The sequence below is a fragment of the Methylobacterium sp. Leaf93 genome, from assembly GCF_001422345.1.
Classification (GTDB): domain Bacteria; phylum Pseudomonadota; class Alphaproteobacteria; order Rhizobiales; family Beijerinckiaceae; genus Methylobacterium; species Methylobacterium bullatum.
Genome location: NZ_LMMS01000031.1, coordinates 160,643 through 182,418, shown reverse-complemented (window position 1 = coordinate 182,418; position 21,776 = coordinate 160,643). Strand labels below are relative to the sequence as shown.

General features: G+C 68.2%; 19 protein-coding genes. 8 read left to right on the top strand and 11 right to left on the bottom strand.

Features of this window, described 5'->3' with window-relative positions:
• The first annotated feature begins 107 nt into the window (after positions 1-107).
• Positions 108-2,309, top strand: coding sequence for a TonB-dependent receptor (locus ASF26_RS21675; protein WP_056259248.1), 2,202 nt, complete (start codon positions 108-110; stop codon positions 2,307-2,309).
• Entirely contained in the window at positions 2,303-3,805 is a 1,503-nt protein-coding gene (locus tag ASF26_RS21670) for a PepSY domain-containing protein (protein ID WP_056259245.1), read from the top strand. The genes ASF26_RS21675 and ASF26_RS21670 overlap by 7 nt, the downstream gene beginning before the upstream one ends.
• 131 nt (positions 3,806-3,936) lie before the next feature.
• On the opposite strand, the gene ASF26_RS21665 is transcribed toward ASF26_RS21670, so the two are convergent.
• The 3 genes from ASF26_RS21665 to ASF26_RS21655 all read right to left on the bottom strand — a co-directional run bounded on the left by ASF26_RS21665 (position 3,937) and on the right by ASF26_RS21655 (position 9,253).
• Entirely contained in the window at positions 3,937-4,383 is a 447-nt protein-coding gene (locus tag ASF26_RS21665) for a cupin domain-containing protein (protein ID WP_056259242.1), read from the bottom strand.
• A gap of 177 nt (positions 4,384-4,560) precedes the next feature.
• Positions 4,561-7,236, bottom strand: coding sequence for an EAL domain-containing protein (locus tag ASF26_RS21660; RefSeq protein WP_244476030.1), 2,676 nt, complete (start codon positions 7,234-7,236; stop codon positions 4,561-4,563).
• 466 nt (positions 7,237-7,702) lie between these two features.
• Positions 7,703-9,253, bottom strand: coding sequence for a PLP-dependent aminotransferase family protein (locus ASF26_RS21655; protein WP_244476029.1), 1,551 nt, complete (start codon positions 9,251-9,253; stop codon positions 7,703-7,705).
• A 55-nt stretch (positions 9,254-9,308) separates the two neighbouring features.
• On the opposite strand from ASF26_RS21655, the gene ASF26_RS21650 reads away from it, so the two are divergent.
• The 3 genes from ASF26_RS21650 to ASF26_RS21640 all read left to right on the top strand — a co-directional run bounded on the left by ASF26_RS21650 (position 9,309) and on the right by ASF26_RS21640 (position 11,821).
• Positions 9,309-9,947 carry an FMN-binding negative transcriptional regulator gene (locus tag ASF26_RS21650; protein ID WP_056259236.1) on the top strand — a complete coding sequence of 213 codons (639 nt, stop codon included), beginning with the start codon at positions 9,309-9,311 and terminating at the stop codon, positions 9,945-9,947.
• Positions 9,944-10,642, top strand: a complete 699-nt coding sequence (locus ASF26_RS21645; RefSeq protein WP_056259233.1) for a GNAT family protein — start codon at positions 9,944-9,946, stop codon at positions 10,640-10,642. Before ASF26_RS21650 ends, ASF26_RS21645 begins: the two co-directional genes overlap by 4 nt.
• A gap of 186 nt (positions 10,643-10,828) precedes the next feature.
• Positions 10,829-11,821, top strand: a complete 993-nt coding sequence (locus ASF26_RS21640; RefSeq protein ID WP_056259231.1) for a hypothetical protein — start codon at positions 10,829-10,831, stop codon at positions 11,819-11,821.
• A 96-nt stretch (positions 11,822-11,917) separates the two neighbouring features.
• On the opposite strand, the gene ASF26_RS21635 is transcribed toward ASF26_RS21640, so the two are convergent.
• Positions 11,918-12,400, bottom strand: a complete 483-nt coding sequence (locus tag ASF26_RS21635; protein ID WP_056259227.1) for a type II toxin-antitoxin system YhaV family toxin — start codon at positions 12,398-12,400, stop codon at positions 11,918-11,920.
• A 3-nt stretch (positions 12,401-12,403) separates the two neighbouring features.
• Positions 12,404-12,733 carry a type II toxin-antitoxin system PrlF family antitoxin gene (locus ASF26_RS21630; protein WP_056259224.1) on the bottom strand — a complete coding sequence of 110 codons (330 nt, stop codon included), beginning with the start codon at positions 12,731-12,733 and terminating at the stop codon, positions 12,404-12,406.
• Positions 12,734-13,040: 307 nt separating this feature from the next.
• Here ASF26_RS21630 and ASF26_RS21625 point away from each other — a divergent pair, with 307 nt between their 5' ends.
• From ASF26_RS21625 to ASF26_RS21615, 3 genes are all read left to right on the top strand, one after another.
• Positions 13,041-13,247: a hypothetical protein gene (locus tag ASF26_RS21625; RefSeq protein WP_056259220.1), complete on the top strand. Its 207-nt coding sequence runs from the start codon at positions 13,041-13,043 to the stop codon at positions 13,245-13,247.
• Positions 13,244-13,624 carry a hypothetical protein gene (locus ASF26_RS21620; protein WP_056259217.1) on the top strand — a complete coding sequence of 127 codons (381 nt, stop codon included), beginning with the start codon at positions 13,244-13,246 and terminating at the stop codon, positions 13,622-13,624. Before ASF26_RS21625 ends, ASF26_RS21620 begins: the two co-directional genes overlap by 4 nt.
• Positions 13,625-13,688: 64 nt before the next feature.
• Positions 13,689-14,777, top strand: coding sequence for a UV damage endonuclease UvsE (locus ASF26_RS21615; RefSeq protein ID WP_200925977.1), 1,089 nt, complete (start codon positions 13,689-13,691; stop codon positions 14,775-14,777).
• 311 nt (positions 14,778-15,088) lie between these two features.
• On the opposite strand, the gene ASF26_RS21610 is transcribed toward ASF26_RS21615, so the two are convergent.
• The 6 genes from ASF26_RS21610 to ASF26_RS22375 all read right to left on the bottom strand — a co-directional run bounded on the left by ASF26_RS21610 (position 15,089) and on the right by ASF26_RS22375 (position 21,687).
• A complete protein-coding gene (locus tag ASF26_RS21610; protein WP_056259215.1) occupies positions 15,089-17,179 on the bottom strand; it encodes a TonB-dependent hemoglobin/transferrin/lactoferrin family receptor in 2,091 nt (696 codons plus the stop codon).
• 254 nt (positions 17,180-17,433) lie between these two features.
• Positions 17,434-18,240 carry a heme ABC transporter ATP-binding protein gene (locus ASF26_RS21605; protein WP_056259212.1) on the bottom strand — a complete coding sequence of 269 codons (807 nt, stop codon included), beginning with the start codon at positions 18,238-18,240 and terminating at the stop codon, positions 17,434-17,436.
• Positions 18,233-19,309: an iron ABC transporter permease gene (locus ASF26_RS21600; RefSeq protein WP_056259207.1), complete on the bottom strand. Its 1,077-nt coding sequence runs from the start codon at positions 19,307-19,309 to the stop codon at positions 18,233-18,235. The genes ASF26_RS21605 and ASF26_RS21600 overlap by 8 nt, the downstream gene beginning before the upstream one ends.
• Complete coding sequence (locus ASF26_RS21595) at positions 19,302-20,207, bottom strand: ABC transporter substrate-binding protein (RefSeq protein WP_056259203.1); 906 nt, start codon at positions 20,205-20,207, stop codon at positions 19,302-19,304. The genes ASF26_RS21600 and ASF26_RS21595 overlap by 8 nt, the downstream gene beginning before the upstream one ends.
• A gap of 247 nt (positions 20,208-20,454) precedes the next feature.
• Positions 20,455-20,742, bottom strand: a complete 288-nt coding sequence (locus tag ASF26_RS21590; protein ID WP_056259200.1) for a hypothetical protein — start codon at positions 20,740-20,742, stop codon at positions 20,455-20,457.
• A 321-nt stretch (positions 20,743-21,063) separates the two neighbouring features.
• A complete protein-coding gene (locus ASF26_RS22375; RefSeq protein ID WP_082477747.1) occupies positions 21,064-21,687 on the bottom strand; it encodes an amino acid transporter in 624 nt (207 codons plus the stop codon).
• Positions 21,688-21,776: the final 89 nt, after the last annotated feature.

Genomic DNA, 21,776 nt, shown 5'->3' with positions numbered 1-21,776 from the left:
CGCGCAGGCATTTTGCCCGGTTCGACGTATTGTAACGTTATAACATACGATTTAGCAGAGGGGGCGCGGCATTCGGCCAGCGATCACTCCGGTTTGCCCAAACGCACATGCCCACACAGGTCACCCATCGCGCCCCCGGCCGGACCTCCCCGGCCCGCGCCACCGCCTTGCTCGCGTCGCTCCTCGGCTCGACCCTCCTCGCCGGCGAAGTCCGAGCCCAGGATTCAGTCGGCCAGAATGCCGTCACCCTCGACCAGCTCACCGTGGAGGGGAGCGGGGTCAGACTCACCCGCGCTAACCCGGTCGGGCTCAACCTCTCGACCCCGTCGCGGAGCGCCAGCCGGCTCGGCCTGACGCCGCTGGAGACGCCCGCCAGCATCGATGTCATCAGCGGCGAGACCGCCCGCATCCGGGGCCAGAACACGGTGGTGGAGGCGGTGACGCAGAACGCCACCGGCATCACCACCATCGCGTCGCCCGGCAACGGCAACGGCGCCTTCTCCAGCCGGGGTTTCGCCGGCCCGAACTCGATCCAGCAGCTCTATGACGGCACGCGGCTGTTCGTGGGCGCCGGTACAGTGACCTTCCCGTTCGACACCTGGAACGTGGAGCGGATCGAGGTGCTGCGCGGCCCGGCCTCCGTGCTCTACGGCGACGGCGCCATCGGCGGCGTGGTCAACGTGGTCTCGAAGAAGCCGAGCTTCACCCCGATCCATGCCGCGCGCGCCGCCACCGGGTCGGACGGGCTCGCGCGCCTCGCCGTCGATCTCGGTGGTCCCATCGGCGACGCGGTGGCCTATCGCCTCAATGTCAGCGGCAACCGCGACGGCGGCTGGACCAGCCCGAACGGCGACTTCCGCAACCTCGCGGTCTCGGGCGCGCTGCTGTTCCAGCTCAACCCCGATCTCGCCGTCACCCTCAGCCACGATCTCGGCTACCAGGAGCCCGCGCGCTACTGGGGCACGCCGCTGGTCAATGGCCGGATCGTCCAGTCCCTGCGCAACAACAACTACAATGTCGACGGCGCGAAGATCGTCTGGTCCGACAACTGGACCCAGCTCAAGACCGAGTGGACGCCGAGCGCCGACATCATCATCCGCAACACCGCCTACCGCCTGCAGAGCCGGCGCCACTGGCTCGATGTCGAGCAGTACCGGTTCAATAACGGTACGGGACGGATCGACAGGTCCGACTACCTTGAAATCTATCACAGCCAGGAGCAGGTCGGGAACCGCTTCGACGCCGCCTTCAAGGGCAACGTGTTCGGCTTCCGCAACGAGTTCGCCATCGGATTCGACGTCAACCACGTGGATTTCCGCCACACTAACAACTTCTCCAGCGCGGGCGGCGGCCTCGTCACCAGCGTCGATCCGTTCAATTACGATCCGGGCCTGTTCCCGGCCAATGGCCGCGCGAGCCCGGCCTATGCCACAAGCACCAACCAGGCCTCGGTCTTCGCCGAGAACCGGCTGATCCTGAGCGACCAACTCTCCTTCCTCACCGGCGTGCGTTTCGACGCGCCGACCCTGCACCGGCGCAACCTGCAGACCGGCGACACCTTCGCGCGCTCGTTCGAGGCCCTGAGCTACCGGTTCGGCCTCGTCTACAACCCCACGCCGGATTCGGCCCTCTACGTGCAATACGCCACCGCTACCGACCCGGTGGGGAGCCTCATCAGCCTGTCGCAATCGAACGCCAATTTCGACCTCTCCACCGGCGAGCAGATCGAGGTCGGGGCCAAGGGCCTCGCGCTGAACGGCGCCCTCGAATGGACGGTGGCGGGCTACCGTATCGTCAAGGACAAGCTGATCTCGGCGGTGCCGGGCCAGCCCAATGTCTCGACCCAGGTTGGCCAGCAATCCTCGCACGGGGTGGAGGGGGCGCTCGCCCTGCGCCTGCCCGATGGCTGGCGCATCGACGCCAACCTCGCTCTGCTTCACGCGCAATACGACGAGTTCCGGGAGGGGGCGGTGTCCTATGCGGGCAACCAGCCCATCGACGTGCCCGAGCGCGTCGCCAATGTCTGGCTCACTTACGCCTTCGCCCGCGACTGGGAGGCGCGCATCGGGCTGCAGAATGTCGGCCGGGTCTTCAGCGACTTCTCCAACACCGCGCCACGGCCCGACTACACCCTCGCCCATCTCGGCCTCGACCATCAGGTCACCCCGGCCTCGCGCCTGAGCCTTCGCGTCTACAACCTGTTCGACAAGACCTACGCGATCAGCGGCAACGCCGTGGACGGGATCGGCACCAACTGGATTCTCGGGCGACCGCGCTCGTTCGAGGTGGCCTACAGCGTCGCGTGGTGAGCCTGCTGAAACGAGGGAAGCGCTGGCTAGTCCTCGGCCATCGCTGGCTCGGCATCGCCACCGGGCTGCTCTTCGCTCTCTGGATCGGCTCCGGGCTGGTGATGCTCTATGTGCCGTTTCCGAGCCTCACGGAGGCCGAACGCCTCGCGCGTCTGCGCCCGATGGCATGGGACGCGGTCGCGGTCTCGCCGGACGAGGCGCTGGCCGCCGCCGGACTGCACGGCATGCCCCGCAGCCTCGATCTGGAGATGCGCGGGGACGAGCCTGTCTACCGGATGCCGGCCAGCGACGGCCGCCGCATCACCCTCTCGGCGCGAACCGGTACGCCGGCTGGGCCGGTCGATGCCGGGGCGGCCCGGCGCCTCGCCGGGGCCGGTCCCGGCGCGTTCGTGGAGGAGGTCGAGCGCGACCAATGGACGGTGACGGCGCGCTACGATTCCCTGCGGCCCTTCCACAAGGTCGCGTTGAACGATGCGGCCGGCACGGAGCTCTACGTTTCGGAAAGGACGGGGGAGATCGTGCTCGACACGACGCGGTTCGAGCGCGGCTGGAACTGGGTCGGCGCCGTCACCCATTGGGTTTATCTCACGCCGCTGCGCGCCCGCGCCGAGCTGTGGCGCGATGTTGTGCTTTGGATTTCCGGCATCGCCGCATTCACGGCGTTCAGCGGCCTCGTCCTCGGGATCTGGCGCCTGCGCCTGAGGCGGCGCTACGCAGGAGGACGCGTCACGCCCTATCGCGGGATGGCGCGCTGGCACCACCTCGTCGGGCTTATCGGCGGGATCGGGCTCACCACCTTCATCGTCAGCGGCTGGCTCTCGATGAACCCGAACCGGTGGTTCACCTCCCTCGCGCCGCCCGCCGACCTGCGCGCGGCCTATGCCGGGGCGGACAGCCCCGTCGGTCTCGACACCGCGAGCCTGCGGGCGATGGCCGCCGATGCGCCCCTCGGCCTGCATCTCGCGCGGATCGGCGGCCGCTGGGTCGCGATGGGGCTCGACCGTGCCGGCGCGCGGGTGATCGGAGACGCCCCCGACGCCCCCCGGATCGCGGCGGCGGCCAGCCACGCCATGGCGGGGGCGCGGCTGGAGGGTGTCGAGCGCCTGGCATCCCACGACCTCTACTGGTCGTCCCTCACGAGCGGGACGCTCCCCATCCTGCGCCTGCGCTTCGCCGACCCGGCCGCCACCTGGCTGCATATCGATCTGCAGAGCGGGGAGATCCTGAACCGGCTCGACCGTTCGGGCCGCGTCAGCCGCTGGCTGTTCACGGCGCTCCACCGCCTCGACCTGCCGGTCCTCGTCGACCACCCGCCCGCCAGGGACGCGGCGCAATGGCTGCTCAACCTGCTCGGCGGAATCCTGGTGATCACAGGGCTCGTCATCGGCTGGCGGCGGATCGGCCCGAAGGCCGGCGCGCATTCCCCTCTCCCCGCGCGCGGGGAGAGGGCCGCGACGTCCTCGTCGTCGGCGCGGCAAGGCGGCAGCCGGGGGTGAGGGGGCCGGTCCGAAGGAGCCTTGTCCGGAGAGACCCCCTCACCTCCGCCCTGTCGGGCTCACGTCGCCTCCCGGCAAGGGGAGGACGACGTCCTCTCCCCGCCCGGCGGGGAGAGGGGAGTGTGTGTGCCTTACTGCTGCTGGGCCTGCTGCGACTGGCGCATGAAGGTGTCGGGCGTGCCGGTGCCGTCCGAGACGAAGCGGATGTCGCGCGGTTCGCGGCGGGGTGTGTCGACGGAGAGGAACACCATCGGCTCCTCCAGGATCTCCGGCACCGAATGCACCACGCCGCGCTGGAACATCACCAGCTTGCCCGGCCCGACCTCGACGGCCGGCTCGTCGGCGAATTGCATCATGCAGCGACCCGAGAGCACGTAGAGATACTCGTCGCAGGAGGCGTGGCTGTGCGGCGGGGTCGGCGAATAGACCCGGAACACCCGCGCGCTCGCCGCCGGCTGATCGACGAAGCGGTGGTCGGCCACCATGGTGGAACAGGCCTCGGGCAGGGTCGCCACGGCGGCGGCGACGTCGAACACCGCGTGGTCGGCGGTGCTGGTGGGGGAAGGGTCCTGGCTCATCGCTCGTCCTGGCTCGGGGGCTCTGCCTCTGATGCCCATCGTAACCGGTTTTCCGGCCGCCCTCAAAAACGGTGGCGGAGGGAGGCCCGCCTCGGCGAAGCGTCGGACGTCGTACGCGGATGACGGGCCGATCCGGTCGCCGGACACGGCCGTTCGTCGCCGGCGGACGGCACGGTCTCAGGCCACCGGCACTTTCGCGTCACGGGCGAACCGGAGGGCATCCGGCGCCGAGAGGGGTCGGCCCAACAGATAGCCCTGAGCTTCCGTGAAGCCCTCCCGGCGCACATGGGCGAGTTGTGCCTCGTCCTCCACACCCTCGGCGGTGATGCGTGCGCCGAGCCTCTCGGCAAGACCCACGACGGCGCGCACGATCGCGGCCGTATCGGAGTCGCCGATCTCGTGGATGAAGGAACGATCGATCTTGATCTTGTCGAACGGGAATCGCCGCAGGTAGCTCAAGGACGAGAAGCCCGTGCCGAAATCGTCGAGGGCGATGTGCACGCCGAGCCGGCGCAGCCGATGCAGGCAAGCGATCGCGCTCTCCGTGTCACCCATCAGCACGCTCTCGGTGATCTCCAGTTCGAGCCGATGCGGCGGCAGGCCGGACGCCGTCAGCGCCATCACGATGGCATGTTCCAGACCGAGTTCGGCGAATTGCACGGTGGAGGCGTTGACGGCGACCTTGAGCTCGCCCGGCCACTCCATCGCTTCGCAACAGGCCTCCTTCAGAGCCCAGGCGCCCAACGGCACCACCAGGCCGATTTCCTCGGCCAAGGGAATGAATTCGCCGGGGGGGACGAAGCCCCGCGTGGGATTTCTCCAGCGCATGAGCGCCTCGAAGCCGCTGAGCACGTCGTTCTTGAGCGCGATGATCGGCTGGTAGAACAGCTCGAATTCACCCAGCCGGACGGCTTCGCGCAGGTCCAGTTCCAGTGCGTTGCGCTCGGCGATCGCCGCATCCATGTCGGGTTCGTAGTAGCGGTACGTGCTCCGTCCGGCGGCCTTGGCGCGGTAGAGCGCGATGTCGGCGTTCTTGAACAGCTGATCGGGGTTGCTGCCGTCCTGGGGCCCGACCGCGATGCCGATGCTGATTCCGACATTGACCGTGCGGCCCTCGAGATCGAAGGGCAGCTTCACCGCGTCGATGACCTGCTGCGCCGTGGTGCTGGCGTTCTGCGGGCGGTCGAGTCCCCTCAGAACGATGGCGAACTCGTCACCGCCGAGCCGCGCGACGGTGTCTCCCTCCCGGATCGCCGCCTTGAGCCGATCGGCGACCTTGCGCAGGAGGCTGTCGCCCGCCGGGTGGCCCATACTGTCGTTCACGGACTTGAACCGGTCGAGATCGCAGGCCAGCACTGCGAAGAAATGTCCGCGCCGTTCCGCGCTCACCATTTCGCGGTCGAGGCGGTCCCAGAACAGGGTACGGTTGGGCAGTCCGGTGAGCGAGTCGTACAGCGCCAGATACTCGATCTGCTGCTCTGCCTGCTTGCGCGCGGCGATGTCGATATGCGTGCCGACGATGCGGAGCGGAGCCCCCGTGGCATCGCGCGTGACGACTTTGCCGCGCGACAGGACCCAGGTGTAATCACCGCTCTTGGTACGGACGCGCTGCTCGCATTCGTAGATCGGCGTCTTCCCTTCGATGTGGTCGGTCAGCAGCCGGCGTGCTCGCTCGACGTCGTCGGGGTGCGTGAGACGCCGCCATGAGCGCAGATGGCCCTCGATCTCGCCCGGCTCGTAGCCGATCATCGTCTGCCAGCGATCGGAGAACCAGACCTTTCCCGTCGCGACCTCCCAGTCCCAAAGACCGTCGCTGCCGCTGTCGAGGGCGAGCGCGAGGCGCTCTTCGCTGATCCGCAGCGCGGTGTCGGCCGCCATTCGGTCGGTGACGTCACGCAGGGACGCGACATAGCCCGTCGGAGCGGCCCCGTCCGCCGATCGGGTGAGCTTAAACGACGCTTCGATCCATACCCAGCGCCCGTCCCTGTGATGGTAGCGCTGCCGCGTGACAGGCCTGTCGATCCGACCTTGAACGAGGTCGGCGAGCACCTGCTCATAGGCCGGACGATCGTCGGGATGGACGGTGTCCAGAGGCTGCGTTCCGATGAGTTCCTCCGGATCGCGCCCGAGAATCTGAAAGACGGCGGGCGACACATAGCGGCGCGTGGTGTCGAGATCGGACCGGACGATCACGTCGGTCGTGTTCTCCGCGAGCAGACGATAGGCGGCCTCGCTGGTGCGCAAGGCCCGATTGGCCAGGCGCATGCGGTCGGCGAACAGGGCGAGCACGGCAAAGCCCAGGATCGCGAGCATGATCGCGGCGATGCCGGAGGCGAGCGCGAGACGCGGCAGGCTCGAGGCCGACGTCGGTTCCGTCTGGTCGGGCGTGATCTGCAGCGCGCCCATCGCGGTGAAATGCAGTCCTGCGATGGCTGCGGTCAGAAGTGTCGCGGCGATGGCGTTCGGGTATCTCAGCTCCCGATGCTGGAAGGCGATGAGCGCGGCCGCGGACAGGCCACAGCCGATCAGAACCGATACGACGACGAGCGTGCGGTCCCAGGTAAAGGTCCCGGGGACCTCGATGCTCGCCATGCCGAGAAAGTGCATGGCCGCCACGCCCAGCCCGAGAACAATCCCGGCGCCTGCCGCCATGGCCGAACGCGTCGCCCAACGTTCGAGCGTCAGGGCGATCACGGATGCTAGGATCGCCACGACCAGGGACAGCAGCGTCAGGCCCGTATTGTAGCCCACGATAATTCCGGGGTCGTAACCGAGCATGCCGATGAAATGCGTGCTCCACACCCCGGCTCCCACAGAAAAGCTCGCCGCCAGCAGCCATGCCCAAGGTTCCAAATCCCGGCTCTTAGTCGATTGGCGGGCGAGCCGTAGGGCGGTATGGCTCGATACCCAGCAAACGATAGCAGCAAGGGGCAAGACCCAGCCGTCATGCTGCTCGCCGAGGCAGACAAGGGCGCGGTACATCAACGAATACCTTGTGGCTTTTCGATTTCTACGTTGCAGACACGTGGCTTAACAAAGTTGAACCTTTTTCGGAAAACTTGATTCGGTTGGTGTCGTGCCATGAACGGCCGCTTTTCCGGGCTCGGACACGCGCTCGCGGCGATGTGGAATGAGCCGTGCCTCGATTCCGGGCCGATCGTGAACCGGACTGCGCCGATGTGCCGGAAGACGAAGAGGTAGGGACGAGGGCCGCCGAACCAGTCCCCGGACCCGGACCCGGAACGCCGTGATCCCCGTTCGATGCGGTATCACAAGCAACCGCTCCGTCGTGTTTTGCCGACAAACGGACCCTGGCTCACTACCCCCTATGCCGCAACGCGTCGGCCATCCGCCGCATGGCCGGTGCGACGGCGCGCTCGGGAACGCAGGCGTAACCGAGGAGAAGCCCCTGCTCGGTGCGCAATCCTTGCGTGAAATGCGGCGAGAGCGCCGTGGTGGCGATCCCGGCGCAGGCGCAGGCTTCCACGGCGCGGCGGTCGTCGAAGTCCGATCCGGGGACCGGACGGGCCACTAGATGCATACCGCCGTCGCGGGGCGGCACCTCCAAGACATCGCCGAGATGGTCGCGCGCCGATGCCACGAGGGCGGCCTGTCTCTGGCCGTAGAGACGGCGCGTCCGGCGCAGATGGGCGGCGAAATGGCCCTCCGCGATGAAGCGGGCGAGCGCACCCTGCCCGAGAATCGAGGCGAAGCCGCCGCTCCCCGTGAGGGCACGGCGCACGGGCTCCACCAGGGCCTCCGGCAGGACGAGGTAGCTCATCTGCAGGGCGGGCAAGAGCACCTTGGAGACGCTGCCGACATAGAGAACGCGGCCGGCCCGGTCGAGGGCGTGGAGCGGTGCCAGCGGCCGCCCGGCATAGCGGTACTCGCCGTCGTAATCGTCCTCGACGATCCAGCCATCCTTCGCCTCCGCCCAGGCGAGGAGGGCGAGGCGGTTCTCCAGGCTCATGGTGGCCCCGAGGGGATGGCCCTGGGCCGGCGTGACCACCGCGAGCCGGGCACCGGGATCGATGGACCGCGCCCGCGCGATCGAGAAGCCGGCCGCGTCGCACGGCACCGGGACCGTGCGCAGGCCCGCCGCCCGCAGGGCATGGGCGAGGCCGGGAAAGCCCGGCTCCTCCAGATAGGCCGCCTCGCCGGGCTCCAGCAGGAGCTCCGCCAGGAGGCGCAGGCTCTGGCGGATGCTGGCGGTGACGATCACCGCCTCCTCGCTGCAAGCGACCCCGCGCCCGGCCGAGAGATAGGCCGCCAGGGCGCGGCGCAGGCGCGGATCGCCGAGGGGATGACGATGCGCGGGCGGGCCGGCGCGCCACTCGGCCTGGAGCAGGCGCGCCCAGGTTTCACGTGGAAACGCATCGAGGGCCGGGCGGCCGAGGGCGAAAGCGTCGGGGATCGGGGCGTCGCCCGCCTCGCCCCGCGTCGCTGCCAGCGACGCCCCGCGCCGCGATAGCACCGGCGCCGCGGGGGAGGGGGCCGAGCGGCCCGCCGCGCCCCGTGGGACGAGGAGATCGTCGGGCAGGGTATCGGCCACGCGGGTGCCGGAGCCGGGGCGGGTGATGAGGTAGCCTTCGGCCACCAGCTGCTCGATGGCGAGCAGGATCGTCCCCCGCGCGCAGCCGAGATCCCCGGCGAGGGTGCGGGACGAGGGCAGGCGCCCTCCCGGCGGCAGGCGCCCCGCCAGGATCGCCTGGCGCAGAGCCTCCCGCACGCGCTCGTGCAGGCTCGCATCCCCGCGACGAAGCGGGCCAGCGGCCGGCGGGTCGAGATCGAGCTGAAGCGGCAGGGGAGGGCGGCGCCGGGTCTTCGTCGAACTGGTCCAGTCATGTGGCGAAAACTGGATCTTCCGCATGATCCGCTCCGCGTCAACACAGGCGGCGAGACCCACGCCCCGCGAAGGACGCGCCATGTACGAGCCGCCCCATTTCCGCACCGACGATGTCGCGGCTCAGGCCGCCCTCATCCGTGCCTGTCCGCTGGGGCTACTGGTGAGCGCGGGCGCCGGCGGGCTGATGGCCAACCCCGTTCCCTTCCTTCTCGACGAGGGCGCGGGCGGAGAGCGCGTGCTGCGGGCGCATCTCGCCCGCGCCAACCCGCAATGGCGCGACCTCGACGGGCTTCCCGAATGCCTCGTCGTGTTCCAGGGGCCGGACCGCTACGTCACGCCCTCGTGGTACGCGACGAAGCGGGAGACGGGGAAGGTGGTGCCGACCTGGAACTACGCCACCGTCCAGGCGCGGGGCCGCCCGCTTGTGATCGAGGACCCGGCCTGGCTGCGGCGGCAGATCGACGACCTGACGCGGATGCAGGAGGCGGGGCGGGACGCGCCCTGGTCGGTGGCGGACGCGCCGCCGGCCTTCACGGCGGCGCAGATCAGGGGGATCGTCGGCATCGAGATTCCGATTGCGCGGCTCACCGGCAAATGGAAGGTCAGCCAGAACCGCACGGAGGCGGACCGGGCCGGCGTCGCGGCCGGATTGCGCCGGGACGCGGGCGGGGACGATGCCATGGCGGACCTCGTCGACAGGTTGGGAGTTCGGGCATGAGCGAGCGCATGAATTCCTATGGCCAGCCCGTCGGCCCCGCCCTCGCGGATTGGACCCCGCCGCCGTTCCCGCCGCGCGAGGTGATGCAGGGACGGTTCTGCCGGATCGAGCCCCTTGATGCCGAGCGCCATTCGGGCGACCTCTTCGCCGCCCTGGCGTACGACCCGGCGCGCTGGACCTACCTGCCGGGAGAGCCTCCGACGGACGAGGCCGAGTATCGCGCGCGACTGGCCGGGATCGCCAGCAGCCGCGATCCGATGCACCACGCCATCCTCGACGCCGCCACCGGCCGCGCCCTGGGCCTCGCGGCCTATCTGCGGATCGAGCCGGCCCATGGCTGCATCGAGGTCGGCCATATCCAGTTCGGTCCCGGCCTCGCCCAGAATCCGGCCGGCACCGAGGCGATGGCCCTGATGATGGCCCGCGCCTTCGCCCTCGGATATCGCCGCTACGAGTGGAAATGCGACAGCCTCAACGCGCCCTCCCGCGCGGCGGCCCTGCGCTACGGCTTCACCTTCGAGGGCATTTTCCGCAACGCCGTCGTCACCAAGGGGCGCTCGCGCGACACCGCGTGGTTCGCGGTGACCGACGCGGACTGGCCCCGCCTGCGGGATGCCTTCGCCGCCTGGCTCGCCCCGGAGAACTTTGATGGTGCGGGCCGCCAGCGCCGGACTCTTGTGGCTCTGCGCGGCTGAATGTTCTCCAACGAACGCCGGGGGCCGTCCCCGCCGTCCGCGTCCCACGGTCGATCCGGCTCGATCATCCCCTGCATCATGAATAATCCCGCCCTGTTGCAGCGACGGCGCAGCGTCTTGGGACAAGGCGGGTTACTGACGGGATCGGGCGGCATCGCCGCCTCGGGCCGAAGGAAACACCTCGTCATGACGCCCGTGAAGATCGCCGTCGCGCTTCTTCTCGCCGCCTGTTCCTGCGCGCCGGCCCTCGCCGGCCCCGAGGACGGCAAGAACGGCAAGGGCGGCGGTCAGGCGCGCTCGTCGAAGGCCAAGTCACCGTCGCCCGAGACGAAAGCCAAGTCGTCCTCACCCGAGAAGAAAGAGGATGTCGACACCGAGCACCTGTTCGGTTTCACCGAAGGAACGGATGCCGGCGAGAAGGGCCAGCAGGAGGTCGTCTTCGACAGCGTCTCGCGCATCGGCAAGCGCCGCGCCGGCCCCGGCCCCTCGCATTCCCGGGCTTTCGACGCGCGCCTCGGCTACCAGTTCGATCCCATCGACCGCCTGAGCGTCGAGTTCAGCGCCTTCGGCACCCTGCACCGGGTCCGCACCATCGCCGATCTCGACGACAAGGCCTTCGGCACGTTCGACGGCGCCTCCATTGACGTGAAGTACCAGTTCGTGAAGGGCTCGGCCGAGCAGCCCGTGGGCTTCGCCCTGGAGGTGAGGCCGCGCTTCACCCGCATCCTGCCGATCGAGGGCAACGGCGCCGACGTCTTCGATCTCGAGACCCTGGCCCAGGTCGATGTCCAGATCGTGCCGAACAAACTCTGGTACGGCAGCAACGTCAGTTTCGAACCGGCGGTGGGGCGCCAGCGCGGCTCGGGCGAGGGCTACCGCTCCTCGACCATCGTCTGGTCGAACGCCCTCGTCGGCGAGGTGGCGGACAAGACCTATCTCGGGCCGGAACTGCGCTACCAGCGCGGCTATGACGGGGCCTTCCTGAACCGGTTGGAGAGCGAAGCTCTGACCCTCGGTCCGGCCCTGCACCACCGCTTCACCGAGAAGGCCTGGATCACCCTGGCCTATGCCGGCCAGATCTGGGGGCGCGATGCCGATCCCGCCTTCGCACGGCGCGCCCTCGGCCTCGGCCAGTTCGAGCGCCACGCCGTCCGGCTCAAGCTCGGCCTCGAATTCTGACGTCGCGGAGGGGGGGGATGGTCGGTGCCGCCTGGCGGATCGCGGGTGGCCCGCTTCGGTCGGCGTCTTCTGTCCGTCAGGACCCGACCGCGAGCGCTATGTTGGCTTGGCCTTCTCCAGCCGTGTGCCGGCCGGCTCTGCCGAGGCTGCCGCGAGCAGAGATTTCCAGTCGTCGGGCGGGTTGCCCTTGTCGAGCATCCCCTTGAACACGTGATAGGCGTCGGTTTTCGAGCCGTAGGTCCGTAACGTCGTCTCGTCGTTCACCCAGGCGAAGATGAGGATTTTCGTTCTGCTGTCGTAGCGGAAGAACAGCCGGAACCGGCCATTGCCGAATTTGGCCCGGAACCAATGCTTCCGGGTCCTTCCGAGCGTGTCGCCTTGACGGTACTCCTGCCGCGTCGGATCGGATGGGATCGTCTCGAAGATCAACGTGGCGAGCATGGCGAGAAGCTTCGCTTGCGCCGTGCGCTGATAGCCCGTCGGGTCGGCAGCCTTGGCCGCTTCCACTGCCGCCGTCGCCCTCTCGAGCTGATCCAATAACAAAGGATGGGCGAAGACCGTCCAGCCGCCGATGACCATGGCTCAGAGCGTCACGTCGCCGTCGATATCCTCACTGAAATCGACGGTCATTCCGGCTGTGAGCGTCGTCATGCGTTCCGCCAATCCGGCGGGGAAAGCCGAAATCTGCGAAGGGTTGCGGGCCATGTCCCGCGCGAGGAAGGTCAGGAACCCGTCGATCACCGGGTCCGTCTCCTCCTCCGCCGCCGCGAACAGGCTCACGCGACCGCCCTCGTCGATGACGTAGGCGATGTCGCCGCCGTAGCCCACGCCGAGCGCTTGGCGCACGGCCTTTGGGATCGTGGTCTGGCCCTTTGCGGTGATCTTGCTCCGCTCGCGAACAAGGGCTCCCATGACATCCTCCATCGACGGTAAGGAATATTCCTTACATTCTACGGGGCAGGTTGGCAACGGCGAGGATCTGCTTGGGCTCGGAAGCAGCCGACAGACACACGGTTTCATCCACGCATGGATTCCCCGTCACCCTGCTCACGGACAAACCGCTTCGCCAATCCTCCGGCGCGAAACGAGTTGATCTCTGACGCGAGGTGAGAAAGAAGAGCACTTATAGTTCCCAAGTGTGGGGTCCGGATGTTCTCATGAAATGCTTATTAGTATCGCATGACATCTTCGGCCTCACCCTCGTCCGGCTGGTCTGACCATGTGCGAACATCACAAGCATGCATCGGTGGGGGTCGCGCAGGCGATCTTCGACGGGATGCCGTCCGCCGACCGGGCACGGGTCGAGGCGGAGGCCGCGAGCAAGGGCGTGAGCGCCCTGGAGATCGTGCGCCAATCCCTCGACATCCTCATCGCCGATGCCAAGCCGGCGACCAACGGGCGCGGCGGAGCGGGTTCGGCGCGGTGAGGGCCGTCGCGGGGGCGCTCCTCCTGCTCTCGGCCCTGTCCTCTCCCGCGCAGGCGCAGAGGGTCGAGGACGGGTCCGATGCCGTCATCGGCAAGGCCGCGGCGGCGACGATCCTCTTCATGGTGGGGGAGCGTTTCGGCGCGCTCGATCCGAAGGTGACGGCGTTGCGCAAGGCCGAAGGGTCGTGGGTCTGCGGCTCGGTCAACGTGAAGAACCGGGATGGGCTCTATATCGGCGAGCGCGGCTTCGTGGCCGATCCGGCGAGCGCGTTCTTCGGCCGCGTCCCGGAGGGGCCGGAACTCCTCAACCCGCGCGCCGAGGGGTTCCAGGCCCTGGAGCGGATCAGGGAATTGTATTTCGCCATGTGCCTGGACTGAGACGGGGCGATCCGACACCGACCGGTCCGGCGACACCAAAGCCGGCCGACGCCGTTATCCCCCCATGATGATGGACACGCCCCGCCTCGGTTTCTGCTGCAATTTCGTGCTCGACGACGATCCCGCCAGCTTCAAGACGCTGAAGGCCGCCCGCGAGGCGACGCTTCACATGAACCTGTCGCACACCACCATGAGCCATCTCGACACGCTCGCGCCCTCGGCGCGCCGGGCGAAGCTCGAAGGTCTCGTCCGGCACAATCTCGGCGCGCTCGAACGGCAGATCGCCTGGGTCGCGGCGCGGCCGCCACTGGAGCGCCTGCTGCGGATGGCGAGCAATGTCCTGCCCGGCTACACCCACGCGGTGGCACGCGCGATCTATGCCGAGCCCGAGATGGTCGATCTCGTGAAGACCGGTCTCGCGCGCGTCGGCGATCGGGCGCGGGCGGGGGGCGTGCGCCTCAGCTTCCACCCCGGGCCGTTCTGTGTCATCGCCTCGCGCAACCCCAATGCCGAGCGCAACGGCATCTCCGAACTCGAATACCATGCCGAGCTGATGGCGATGATGGGCTATGGCGGCGGGTGGCACCCGCAGGGCGCCCATATCAACATCCATGTCGGCGCCCGCGATCCGGGCATCGAAGGGTTTCGCGCCAGCCTGCCCAGGCTCTCGCAGACCGCGCGCGACCTGCTGACGGTGGAGAACGACGAGAACGCCTTCGGTCTCGACACGGTGCTGGACCTGGCCGACCGCGTGCCGGTGGTGCTCGACCTGCACCACCACTGGGTCCAGAGTGGCGGCGTCTATATCGAGCCCGACGACGCGCGGATCGCCCGCATCCGCGACTCCTGGCGCGGCGTGCGCCCGATCGCCCATATCAGCCTCTCGCGCGAGGCTTTGCTGGAGGGGCACGACCCGGACACGCTGCCCGATTACGCCGCCCTGGTGGGAGCCGGGCACAATTGGCGCGACATCGCGGCCCATTCGCACCTGATGGGCAACCGGGCGCTCAACGCCCTCGTGGCCCGTCACCTCGCCTGGGCCGATTTCGAGATCGAGGCGAAAGGCAAGAACCTGGCCTCCACCGGCATCGCCGCCGAGATCGGTGAGGCGCGTGCGGCCGAGCCGTCACGCGGCACCGCCTCCGCTGCGTGAGCGGAGCGACGGCTGCTGATGTCCTTGTGAGCTTGTGTGATCGGATTGCTCAGCGGATGCCCAAACCCAAGTCGATCATTTGCCAAAGCAGATCATCCAAGCAGACCACCTCATCCTGAAGCGCCCGCGTCAGCGGGCCTCGAAGGAGCACTCCAGTTGTCGCGCGATATCTGGAGCCCTCCTTCGAGGCCGCTACGCGGCACCTCAGGATGAGGTAATGCATTGGAAAGGCATCTCAAACACGCTCTTGGAAGCCTGCCCGCCGTCCTCTCGCACCATGATGCGGTCGCGCGAACTGACTATCCCGTCGCTCACCGCGTCGCGAACTTGATGCTGATGGCGGCCTTCGCCGTCAGGCCCGGGCTCTGCAGCAGGTTGAGGTACTGGGTGTAGCGCTTGTCGAAGGCGTTCTGCAGGGTGAAGTCGGCGCGGATCCGGTCGTTGACCCGGTAGGACGCGAAGACATCCACGAGGCCATAAGCTTTGGTCGCCAGGATCGTCGCGTCCTCGGGCACGGCGTTGCTTTTGTCCACGAAGGTGAGGCGGCTTCCCACCGTGAGGCTGTCGTCGAGGAAGCGGAGCCCCAGTGTGGCGCTGATCCGGTCCGGGGGGATGCTCAGAAGGGTCTCGCGCGTGGCCTTGTCGCGCCCTTCGGTATGGGTGGCCGCCACCGAGACGAAACCGCGGCCCCAATCGTAGGCGCCCTCCAGCTCGACGCCGGAGATTTCGGCCTGCGCCACGTTGAGGTACTGGAATGACTGCACCGGGATGAAGCACGGGAAACGTCCGGGCCGGCCGACGCAGACCGAGGCCGGAATGCCGGGAATCACGGGCACGAAATAGGTCGGGCCGACCTGGGCGGTGTTGATGTAGTCGTCGATCTCGTTCTGGAAGACGTTGGCCTTGGCGCGGAAGACGTCGCCGGGCCTCAGGACATCGCCGTATTTGAGGTTGATGCCCCCTTCGATATTGTGCGCCACTTCAGGCTTCAGGGACGCATTCGGCAGGATGTTGAAGGCCGGGAAGGGATGGATGCCCTGGACCAGGGTCTCGGTGATCGATGGCGCCCGATAGCCTTCCGCATAGGTGCCGTAGAACTCGATCCCGGCAAAGGGCGAGACCCCCACCGTGATCTTGGGAGAGAGGCGGTCGCCGCTCGAGCTCGCGTTGCCGCCGGACATTTCGTAATGGTCGTAGCGCAACGCTCCGATGACCCGCAGCCAGGAGGCGTAGCGCACCTCGTCCTGGATGAAGGCGCCCGCCAGGGTCCGCTCCCCGGAGGGCGTGAAGGCGGAGCCGAAGCCCCCGGCATTGTCCGTGGTCTTGACCCGGTCGAACACCGCGTCGCCGCCGATGGTCAGGGCGTGACTCAAGGCCCAGGTGTCGAAACGGGCCGTGTTGTGGACGTCGACGCCCAGCGTCTCGATGTCGTAGTCGATCCTGTCGCCGGCCCGCACGCCGAGATTGCCGTAGAGACCGCTCGCGGTGTCGTTGAGGAAGGTCAGCGTGTTGTGCGTGCTGGCGTAGTAGCCCTTCACGCTCAGATCGATCAGCGGCACGTCGGGCCGGGCGAAGCGGTAGCCGAGGGTGTAGGTGTTGGCCTGGACCGCGTTGTTGAAGCGGGCTCCGGCGTTGCTGCTGCCGTTATTGGCGAAGTCGAAGTTCTGCAGGAGGGCCGTGCCGCTGATCTCGTGCCCGTCGGCGGGCCGGAGGTTGAACTTGGCCAGGCCGGAGGTCAGTTCGTTGCCGGTGTCGCGCACGAGCGTGCCGAACCCGTCGCGATAGGCGTCGTTGTTGCGATAGACGAACTGACCGAACACATCCGCCGCGGTGCCGATGCGGGCGCCCAGCGCCGTCGAGTTCAGGAATTTCTGTCCGTTCGAGCCGAAGCCGAATTTCTGGACCGCGCCCGCCTTCTCGTCCGGAGCCAGGATGTCGTCGATGGAGCGCGTGCGAAAGGCGACCACGCCGCCGATCGCGCCGGAGCCGTAGATGGTGGAGGTGGGGCCGCGCGTGATGTCGACGCCGCCGACGAGTTCGGGATCGAGATAGAAGACGCCGTTGGCACTGTGGCCCGAGGTCTGGAAGTTCTGGCGGGCGCCGTCCACCAGGACGTTGACGCGCCCGAAATCCTGCAGGCCGCGGATATTGATGGCCTGGGCCGGGTCGTTCTGGTTCTCCTGCGTGGTGACGCCGGGGACGTCGCGCAGGACGTCGGAGAGGCGGCTCGGCTGCAGGCGGTCCATCTGCGCGCGGGTGACGACGCTGCTCCCGGACAGGGCGTCGATGGCGGGCTCCTCGGTCTTCGTCCCGGTGACCGAGAGGGTGTCGAGGCTCACTGCCGTGTGCGGCGGTTGCGCCGCGGGGAGGGCGGGCGCCGTCTGCGCTTGAGCGGCGCTCATCGCGATGAGCGAGACGCCGACGAGGGCGCCGGCGTGATGGGGGGGGGAGGAGGCGACGGGGAGGCATGACCGGTTCCGCGAGACAGAAAGGCAGCGCTGGGAGGTTGGCTGGCTCCCAGCGCTGATGCTGCTCCGTGACTGTGCGGTCAACGCGGTTTAGTCTTGGCTAGATTGGCTTATGTCCAATGACCATCTGAATATGCCTGGACTTGTTCCAGTTCAATATTGTAATACCGTGGTCTGTTGCCGCCCGGTCACAGGCGGCGCGGGAGGATGAAGGGCCGGCCGCCCTCGGGCACCCGCCCCACCGGCCAGCTCACCTGGAAGATGTCGGCGATCAGGTCGTCGCGCAGGATCGCCGCCGGGGTGCCGCTTGCCACGAGGCGGCCCTCGGAGAGCACCAGCAGGGTGTCGGCATAGGCCGCCGCGAGGTTGAGGTCGTGCAGGATCGCCACCACGCCGACGCCGCGGCCCCGCAGCCCATCCACGGCTTCCAGGATCGCGCTCTGATGGCGCAGGTCGAGGCTCGCGGTGGGCTCGTCGAGGAACAGGACCTGTCCGGTGGCGATGGTGCGGCCGGCGGCGAGCTGGCACAGCACGCGCGCGAACTGGACCCGGGCCTGCTCGCCCCCCGAGAGGCTCTGATAGGCACGGCCCGCGAGATGCAGGATGTCGGCCCGGCCGAGGGCGTCGGCGAGGATCGCCTCGCGGTCGCGCCGGGTGAGGCCGCGGCCGATGCCGTCGAGGCCGATGCGGGCGACGTCCGAGACCGAGAAGGGAAAGGCGAGCCGCGTGGTCTGCGGCAGCACCGCCCGCAAGGCCGCGAGCCGCCAGGGCGGGATCGTCGGAACCGGCGTTCCGCCATAGGCCACCGTGCCCGCGGTGGGGGCGAGCTCGCCGCAGAGGAGGCGCAACAGGGTGGATTTGCCCGCGCCGTTCGGGCCGATGATGACCTGCAGCGATCCCGGCTCCACGTCGAGCGACACGCCCTCCACGAGGGTGCGCCCGCCCGTGGCGAAGGCGAGGCCGGAGGCGGTGAGCAGGGGCGCCGCCTCAGACATCGAGGGTCCGGGTCCGCGCCAGGAGGAGCCACAGGAAGACGGGGGCACCCACCAGCGCCGTGACGATCCCGATCGGCAGTTCGGCCGGCGCCACCACGAGACGCGCCGCCACATCCGCCAGGACGAGGAGCGCGCCCCCGAGGAGGGCCGAGGCCGGCAGGAGCCGCCGGTGCTCGGGGCCGATCATCAGCCGCAGGGTGTGGGGCACAACGAGGCCGACGAAGCCGATCACCCCGGCCGCCGCCACGCCGGCACCGACGGCGATGGCGACGAGGAGGATCGCCGCCCGCTTGAGCCGCTCCACCGGGATGCCGAGATGGAACGCCTCCGCCTCCCCGAGGACCAGGGCGTTGAGCCCGCGCCCGAGGAACGGCACGGCGATCAGCACCGGGAGGATCGCCGGAGCGGTGGCCGCCACCTTGGTCCAGGTCGATCCCCCGAGGCTGCCCAGGGACCAGAAGGTGAGGTCGCGCAGCTGCCGGTCGTCGCTGGCATAGACGAGGAGCCCCGTCATCGCGCCGCTCAGCGCTCCCAGCGCGATGCCGGCGAGCAGCATCGTCGCCACGGAGGTCCGGCCCGAGCGCGTGGCGACGAGGTAGAGGCCGAGTGTCGCCACGAGCCCCCCGCAGAAGGCCGCCGCCGGCAGCACCGCATAGGGGAGCGGCCCCGGCAGGCCAAAGGCCACGAGGAGCCGATCGCCGAGGACGATGATACAGGCCGCCGCGAGGCCCGCCCCGGCGGAGACGCCGACCAGGGCCGGATCGGCCAGGGGGTTGCGGAAGAGCCCCTGCATCAGCGCGCCGGAGACCGCGAGGCCCGCCCCCACCATCAGGCCGAGCAAGGTGCGCGGCAGGCGGATGTTGAGGATGACGAGGCTGTCACGCGCGAGCGCCGGATCCGCCCCACCCTGCATCAGCACGTCGAGGATCCGCGACGGCGCGATGGGGATTGCCCCGATTCCGACGGAGAGGAGGCTGACGGCGAGGACGAGGACCGCCAGGCCGGCGAAGACCGCGACGTCCCGGCGGCGCGGGTCGGCGAGGCTTTCCCCGTGAGAAGGATCAGCCACGGATGAGGTCGGGGTAGATCGCCCGTATCAGGTCGCGTGCGGCATCCGGGGTGCGCGGGCCGAAGCCGAGGAGGTAGAGACCGTCCATGGCCACGAGAGCGCGCCTGGCGGCGGCCGGCACCTGGCCGAGGGCGGTGCCGGGGGCGAAGGTGGTCTCCGGGTTCGGGGCGTCGGCGCCGTTCTGCATCATCACCACGGCGTCTGGCGCGGCGGCGATGATGGCTTCGTCCGTCATCGGCTTGAATCCCTCGATGCCGCTCGCCGCGTTCTCCACCCCCGCCAGGGCCAGGATGCCGTCCGCCGTGCTGTTGCGGCCCCCGACCATGACGCGGCCATTGGCCACCGACAGCACGACGAGCGCCCTGGCCGGGCGGGTGATGCGGGCGCGCTGCTCGTTCAGCCCGGCGAATTGCGCGCGCACCTCCGCGGCCAGGGCGGCGGCCTCCCGTTCGAGGCCGGCGAGGCGTCCCACCGTGGCGATCTTGTCGAGGACACCCTCGGGGGTCGGCGGCTCCTTGACGAGGGCGACCGGCACCCCGGCCTCGCGCACGAGGGTCAGCACGTCGGCGGGGCCGGCTCCCTCGGCCGCGATGACGAGGTCGGGGCCGGCCGAGAGCAGCCCCTCGGCCGAGAGCGCGCGCAGATAGCCGACATTCGGCTTCTCGCGCAGAACCTGCGCCGGGTAGATGCTGGTGGTGTCCACCACCACGATCCGGCTCGCGGCCCCGAGCCGGTAGAGGATCTCGGTGACGGCCCCGCCGAGGGAGGCGATGCGCGCGGCCGGCCCCGCCGCCCGCGCCGGGCCCCCGAGGGCAGCGAGGCTGAGCCCGCCGGCCAGGATCGCGCGGCGGGACGGGCGGGAAGGGGGCGGGCGAAGAGGGGAACGGCGATGCGTCATCTGGTCGGGATCACCCTGTCGCTGGCGGTCGCCCGGAGCCGGTCGCGCGCCGGCATGGACCGAGGACCGGCTCCCGGCGACCGTCCGTCGGCGTCACCCGTCTCATGCCGCCATCATGCTATAGGTCGAAGAGTGTGCCTGTCGGCGCAGTCCAAGGCAAGATTTAAAAAAATCTCTACTTTTGAATTGATACAGTCTGTTCTTGCCGTTGCTGGGCCAGAGGCTCTGCCGACCACCGAGTTCGGCTCTACCGACGCGGCCTTTGCATTTTCACCACGGTGCTCTTCGGGCGGCCGATCGGCTTCAGGGGCGCCTTGGCCTCCAGGGCGGCGCGGGCGAGGTCCTGGGGCCGCGCCGCCCCGTTCGCGATCCGCATCAGGGCCTCGGCCATCTCCTCGATGGTCTGGGCCGCCTCGCCCTCCAGCGTCTCCTCCGCCCGGATGCCGGGCAGTTCGGGCGCGATCTCTTCGGCGGCCTCCCGCAACTGTTCGATGAGTTCGGACGGGGAGTAGCGGGAGGGGGGTGACTGTGCCATCGCGTGACCATGGCAGCAGCCGGGAGCCTCGACAACTGGGCCGATGGAGTATGGCTTTGGACGGGGGACAACGGCGGGTACCGAAGGAATCTAGCGGTCAAAAGACTGACGCTTGGTGCCTGTTGCGGGAGCGGCTCTGATTGGCAGCCGGACCTTGGGTTTTCGGCCCGAAGCTGAGGGTCCGCCCCGGACTCGACCCATAGAGGCAGATGCTTAGCAAGACATCGCTCTGTGGTCGAAACGAGTTCAAATGCGCCGCCTGGATTAGGCCATGGCCGCTTGAAAAGCGGACAGCCACTTAGAGGGCATGTTGCGGGTGACCTAAGTGACTCCAAATCTGTCGGTCGATTCCAAATTTACAATCCACTCGTGTCCAGGGTGCAATTGATTGAGCCAAGCGAGTAGTTGTTTCTGCTCTTTATGGGAAAATTTAGACCATGATGTATAAAAATCCTTTTGATCTTTTTCTCTGCAATATTTGGCTTTGAAAAGTATGACATTTATTGGCGAGAGGTATGGAATGCCCGTTTTGCTAATGCGAACAGCATCGGAGCGCGCCATCTGGATGGTCTGATCGCGCTTGTAAATCCATACATCGGGCGTTCCTGGCTCTATCATCATGTCCACGCGCCAACAACGCTGACGCATGTCGGCCCCCCAAAGCTGCCAGACATCGCTTGGAAGATCAGCTGATGGGGGCAGATATTCGAGGATCCCGTTTTTTACCGCAAAAAAATCCAGCTCATGTAAAATGGTGCGAAAATAATTCACGTCATTGCGAATAACCGCAAACTCTAAGTCTTCATGCTCGCGCATTTGCTTGCCACGCCAAACATCCAGAGCCCAGCCGCCGGTGATGTACCAAGGGTGGATTGCGCCCCCTATGCGTTGGAAGAGTTCGTGGGGAGACCATGCATCCCACGCGTCGTCGTCAAGAGGGCTCATCAAAACGTCCACCGTCAGCCCAGGTCAGGAACGAATCCCAGTAAGGGCTGCCGGGCAGTCGATGAAACGTCTGTGTCCTCAAGGCAATA

Bases quoted from the DNA above. Each gene is read 5' to 3' on its own strand.
- ASF26_RS21675 (WP_056259248.1), top strand. From the start codon at position 108: ATGCCCACACAGGTCACCCATCGCGCCCCCGGCCGGACCTCCCCGGCC.
- ASF26_RS21665 (WP_056259242.1), bottom strand. From the start codon at position 4,383: ATGAGCCAGGACCCTTCCCCCACCAGCACCGCCGACCACGCGGTGTTC.
- ASF26_RS21655 (WP_244476029.1), bottom strand. From the start codon at position 9,253: ATGCGGAAGATCCAGTTTTCGCCACATGACTGGACCAGTTCGACGAAG.
- ASF26_RS21650 (WP_056259236.1), top strand. From the start codon at position 9,309: ATGTACGAGCCGCCCCATTTCCGCACCGACGATGTCGCGGCTCAGGCC.
- ASF26_RS21645 (WP_056259233.1), top strand. From the start codon at position 9,944: ATGAGCGAGCGCATGAATTCCTATGGCCAGCCCGTCGGCCCCGCCCTC.
- ASF26_RS21640 (WP_056259231.1), top strand. From the start codon at position 10,829: ATGACGCCCGTGAAGATCGCCGTCGCGCTTCTTCTCGCCGCCTGTTCC.
- ASF26_RS21635 (WP_056259227.1), bottom strand. From the start codon at position 12,400: ATGGTCATCGGCGGCTGGACGGTCTTCGCCCATCCTTTGTTATTGGAT.
- ASF26_RS21630 (WP_056259224.1), bottom strand. From the start codon at position 12,733: ATGGGAGCCCTTGTTCGCGAGCGGAGCAAGATCACCGCAAAGGGCCAG.
- ASF26_RS21625 (WP_056259220.1), top strand. From the start codon at position 13,041: ATGTGCGAACATCACAAGCATGCATCGGTGGGGGTCGCGCAGGCGATC.
- ASF26_RS21615 (WP_200925977.1), top strand. From the start codon at position 13,689: ATGATGATGGACACGCCCCGCCTCGGTTTCTGCTGCAATTTCGTGCTC.
- ASF26_RS21610 (WP_056259215.1), bottom strand. From the start codon at position 17,179: ATGAGCGCCGCTCAAGCGCAGACGGCGCCCGCCCTCCCCGCGGCGCAA.
- ASF26_RS21605 (WP_056259212.1), bottom strand. From the start codon at position 18,240: ATGTCTGAGGCGGCGCCCCTGCTCACCGCCTCCGGCCTCGCCTTCGCC.
- ASF26_RS21595 (WP_056259203.1), bottom strand. From the start codon at position 20,207: ATGACGCATCGCCGTTCCCCTCTTCGCCCGCCCCCTTCCCGCCCGTCC.
- ASF26_RS21590 (WP_056259200.1), bottom strand. From the start codon at position 20,742: ATGGCACAGTCACCCCCCTCCCGCTACTCCCCGTCCGAACTCATCGAA.
- ASF26_RS22375 (WP_082477747.1), bottom strand. From the start codon at position 21,687: ATGAGCCCTCTTGACGACGACGCGTGGGATGCATGGTCTCCCCACGAA.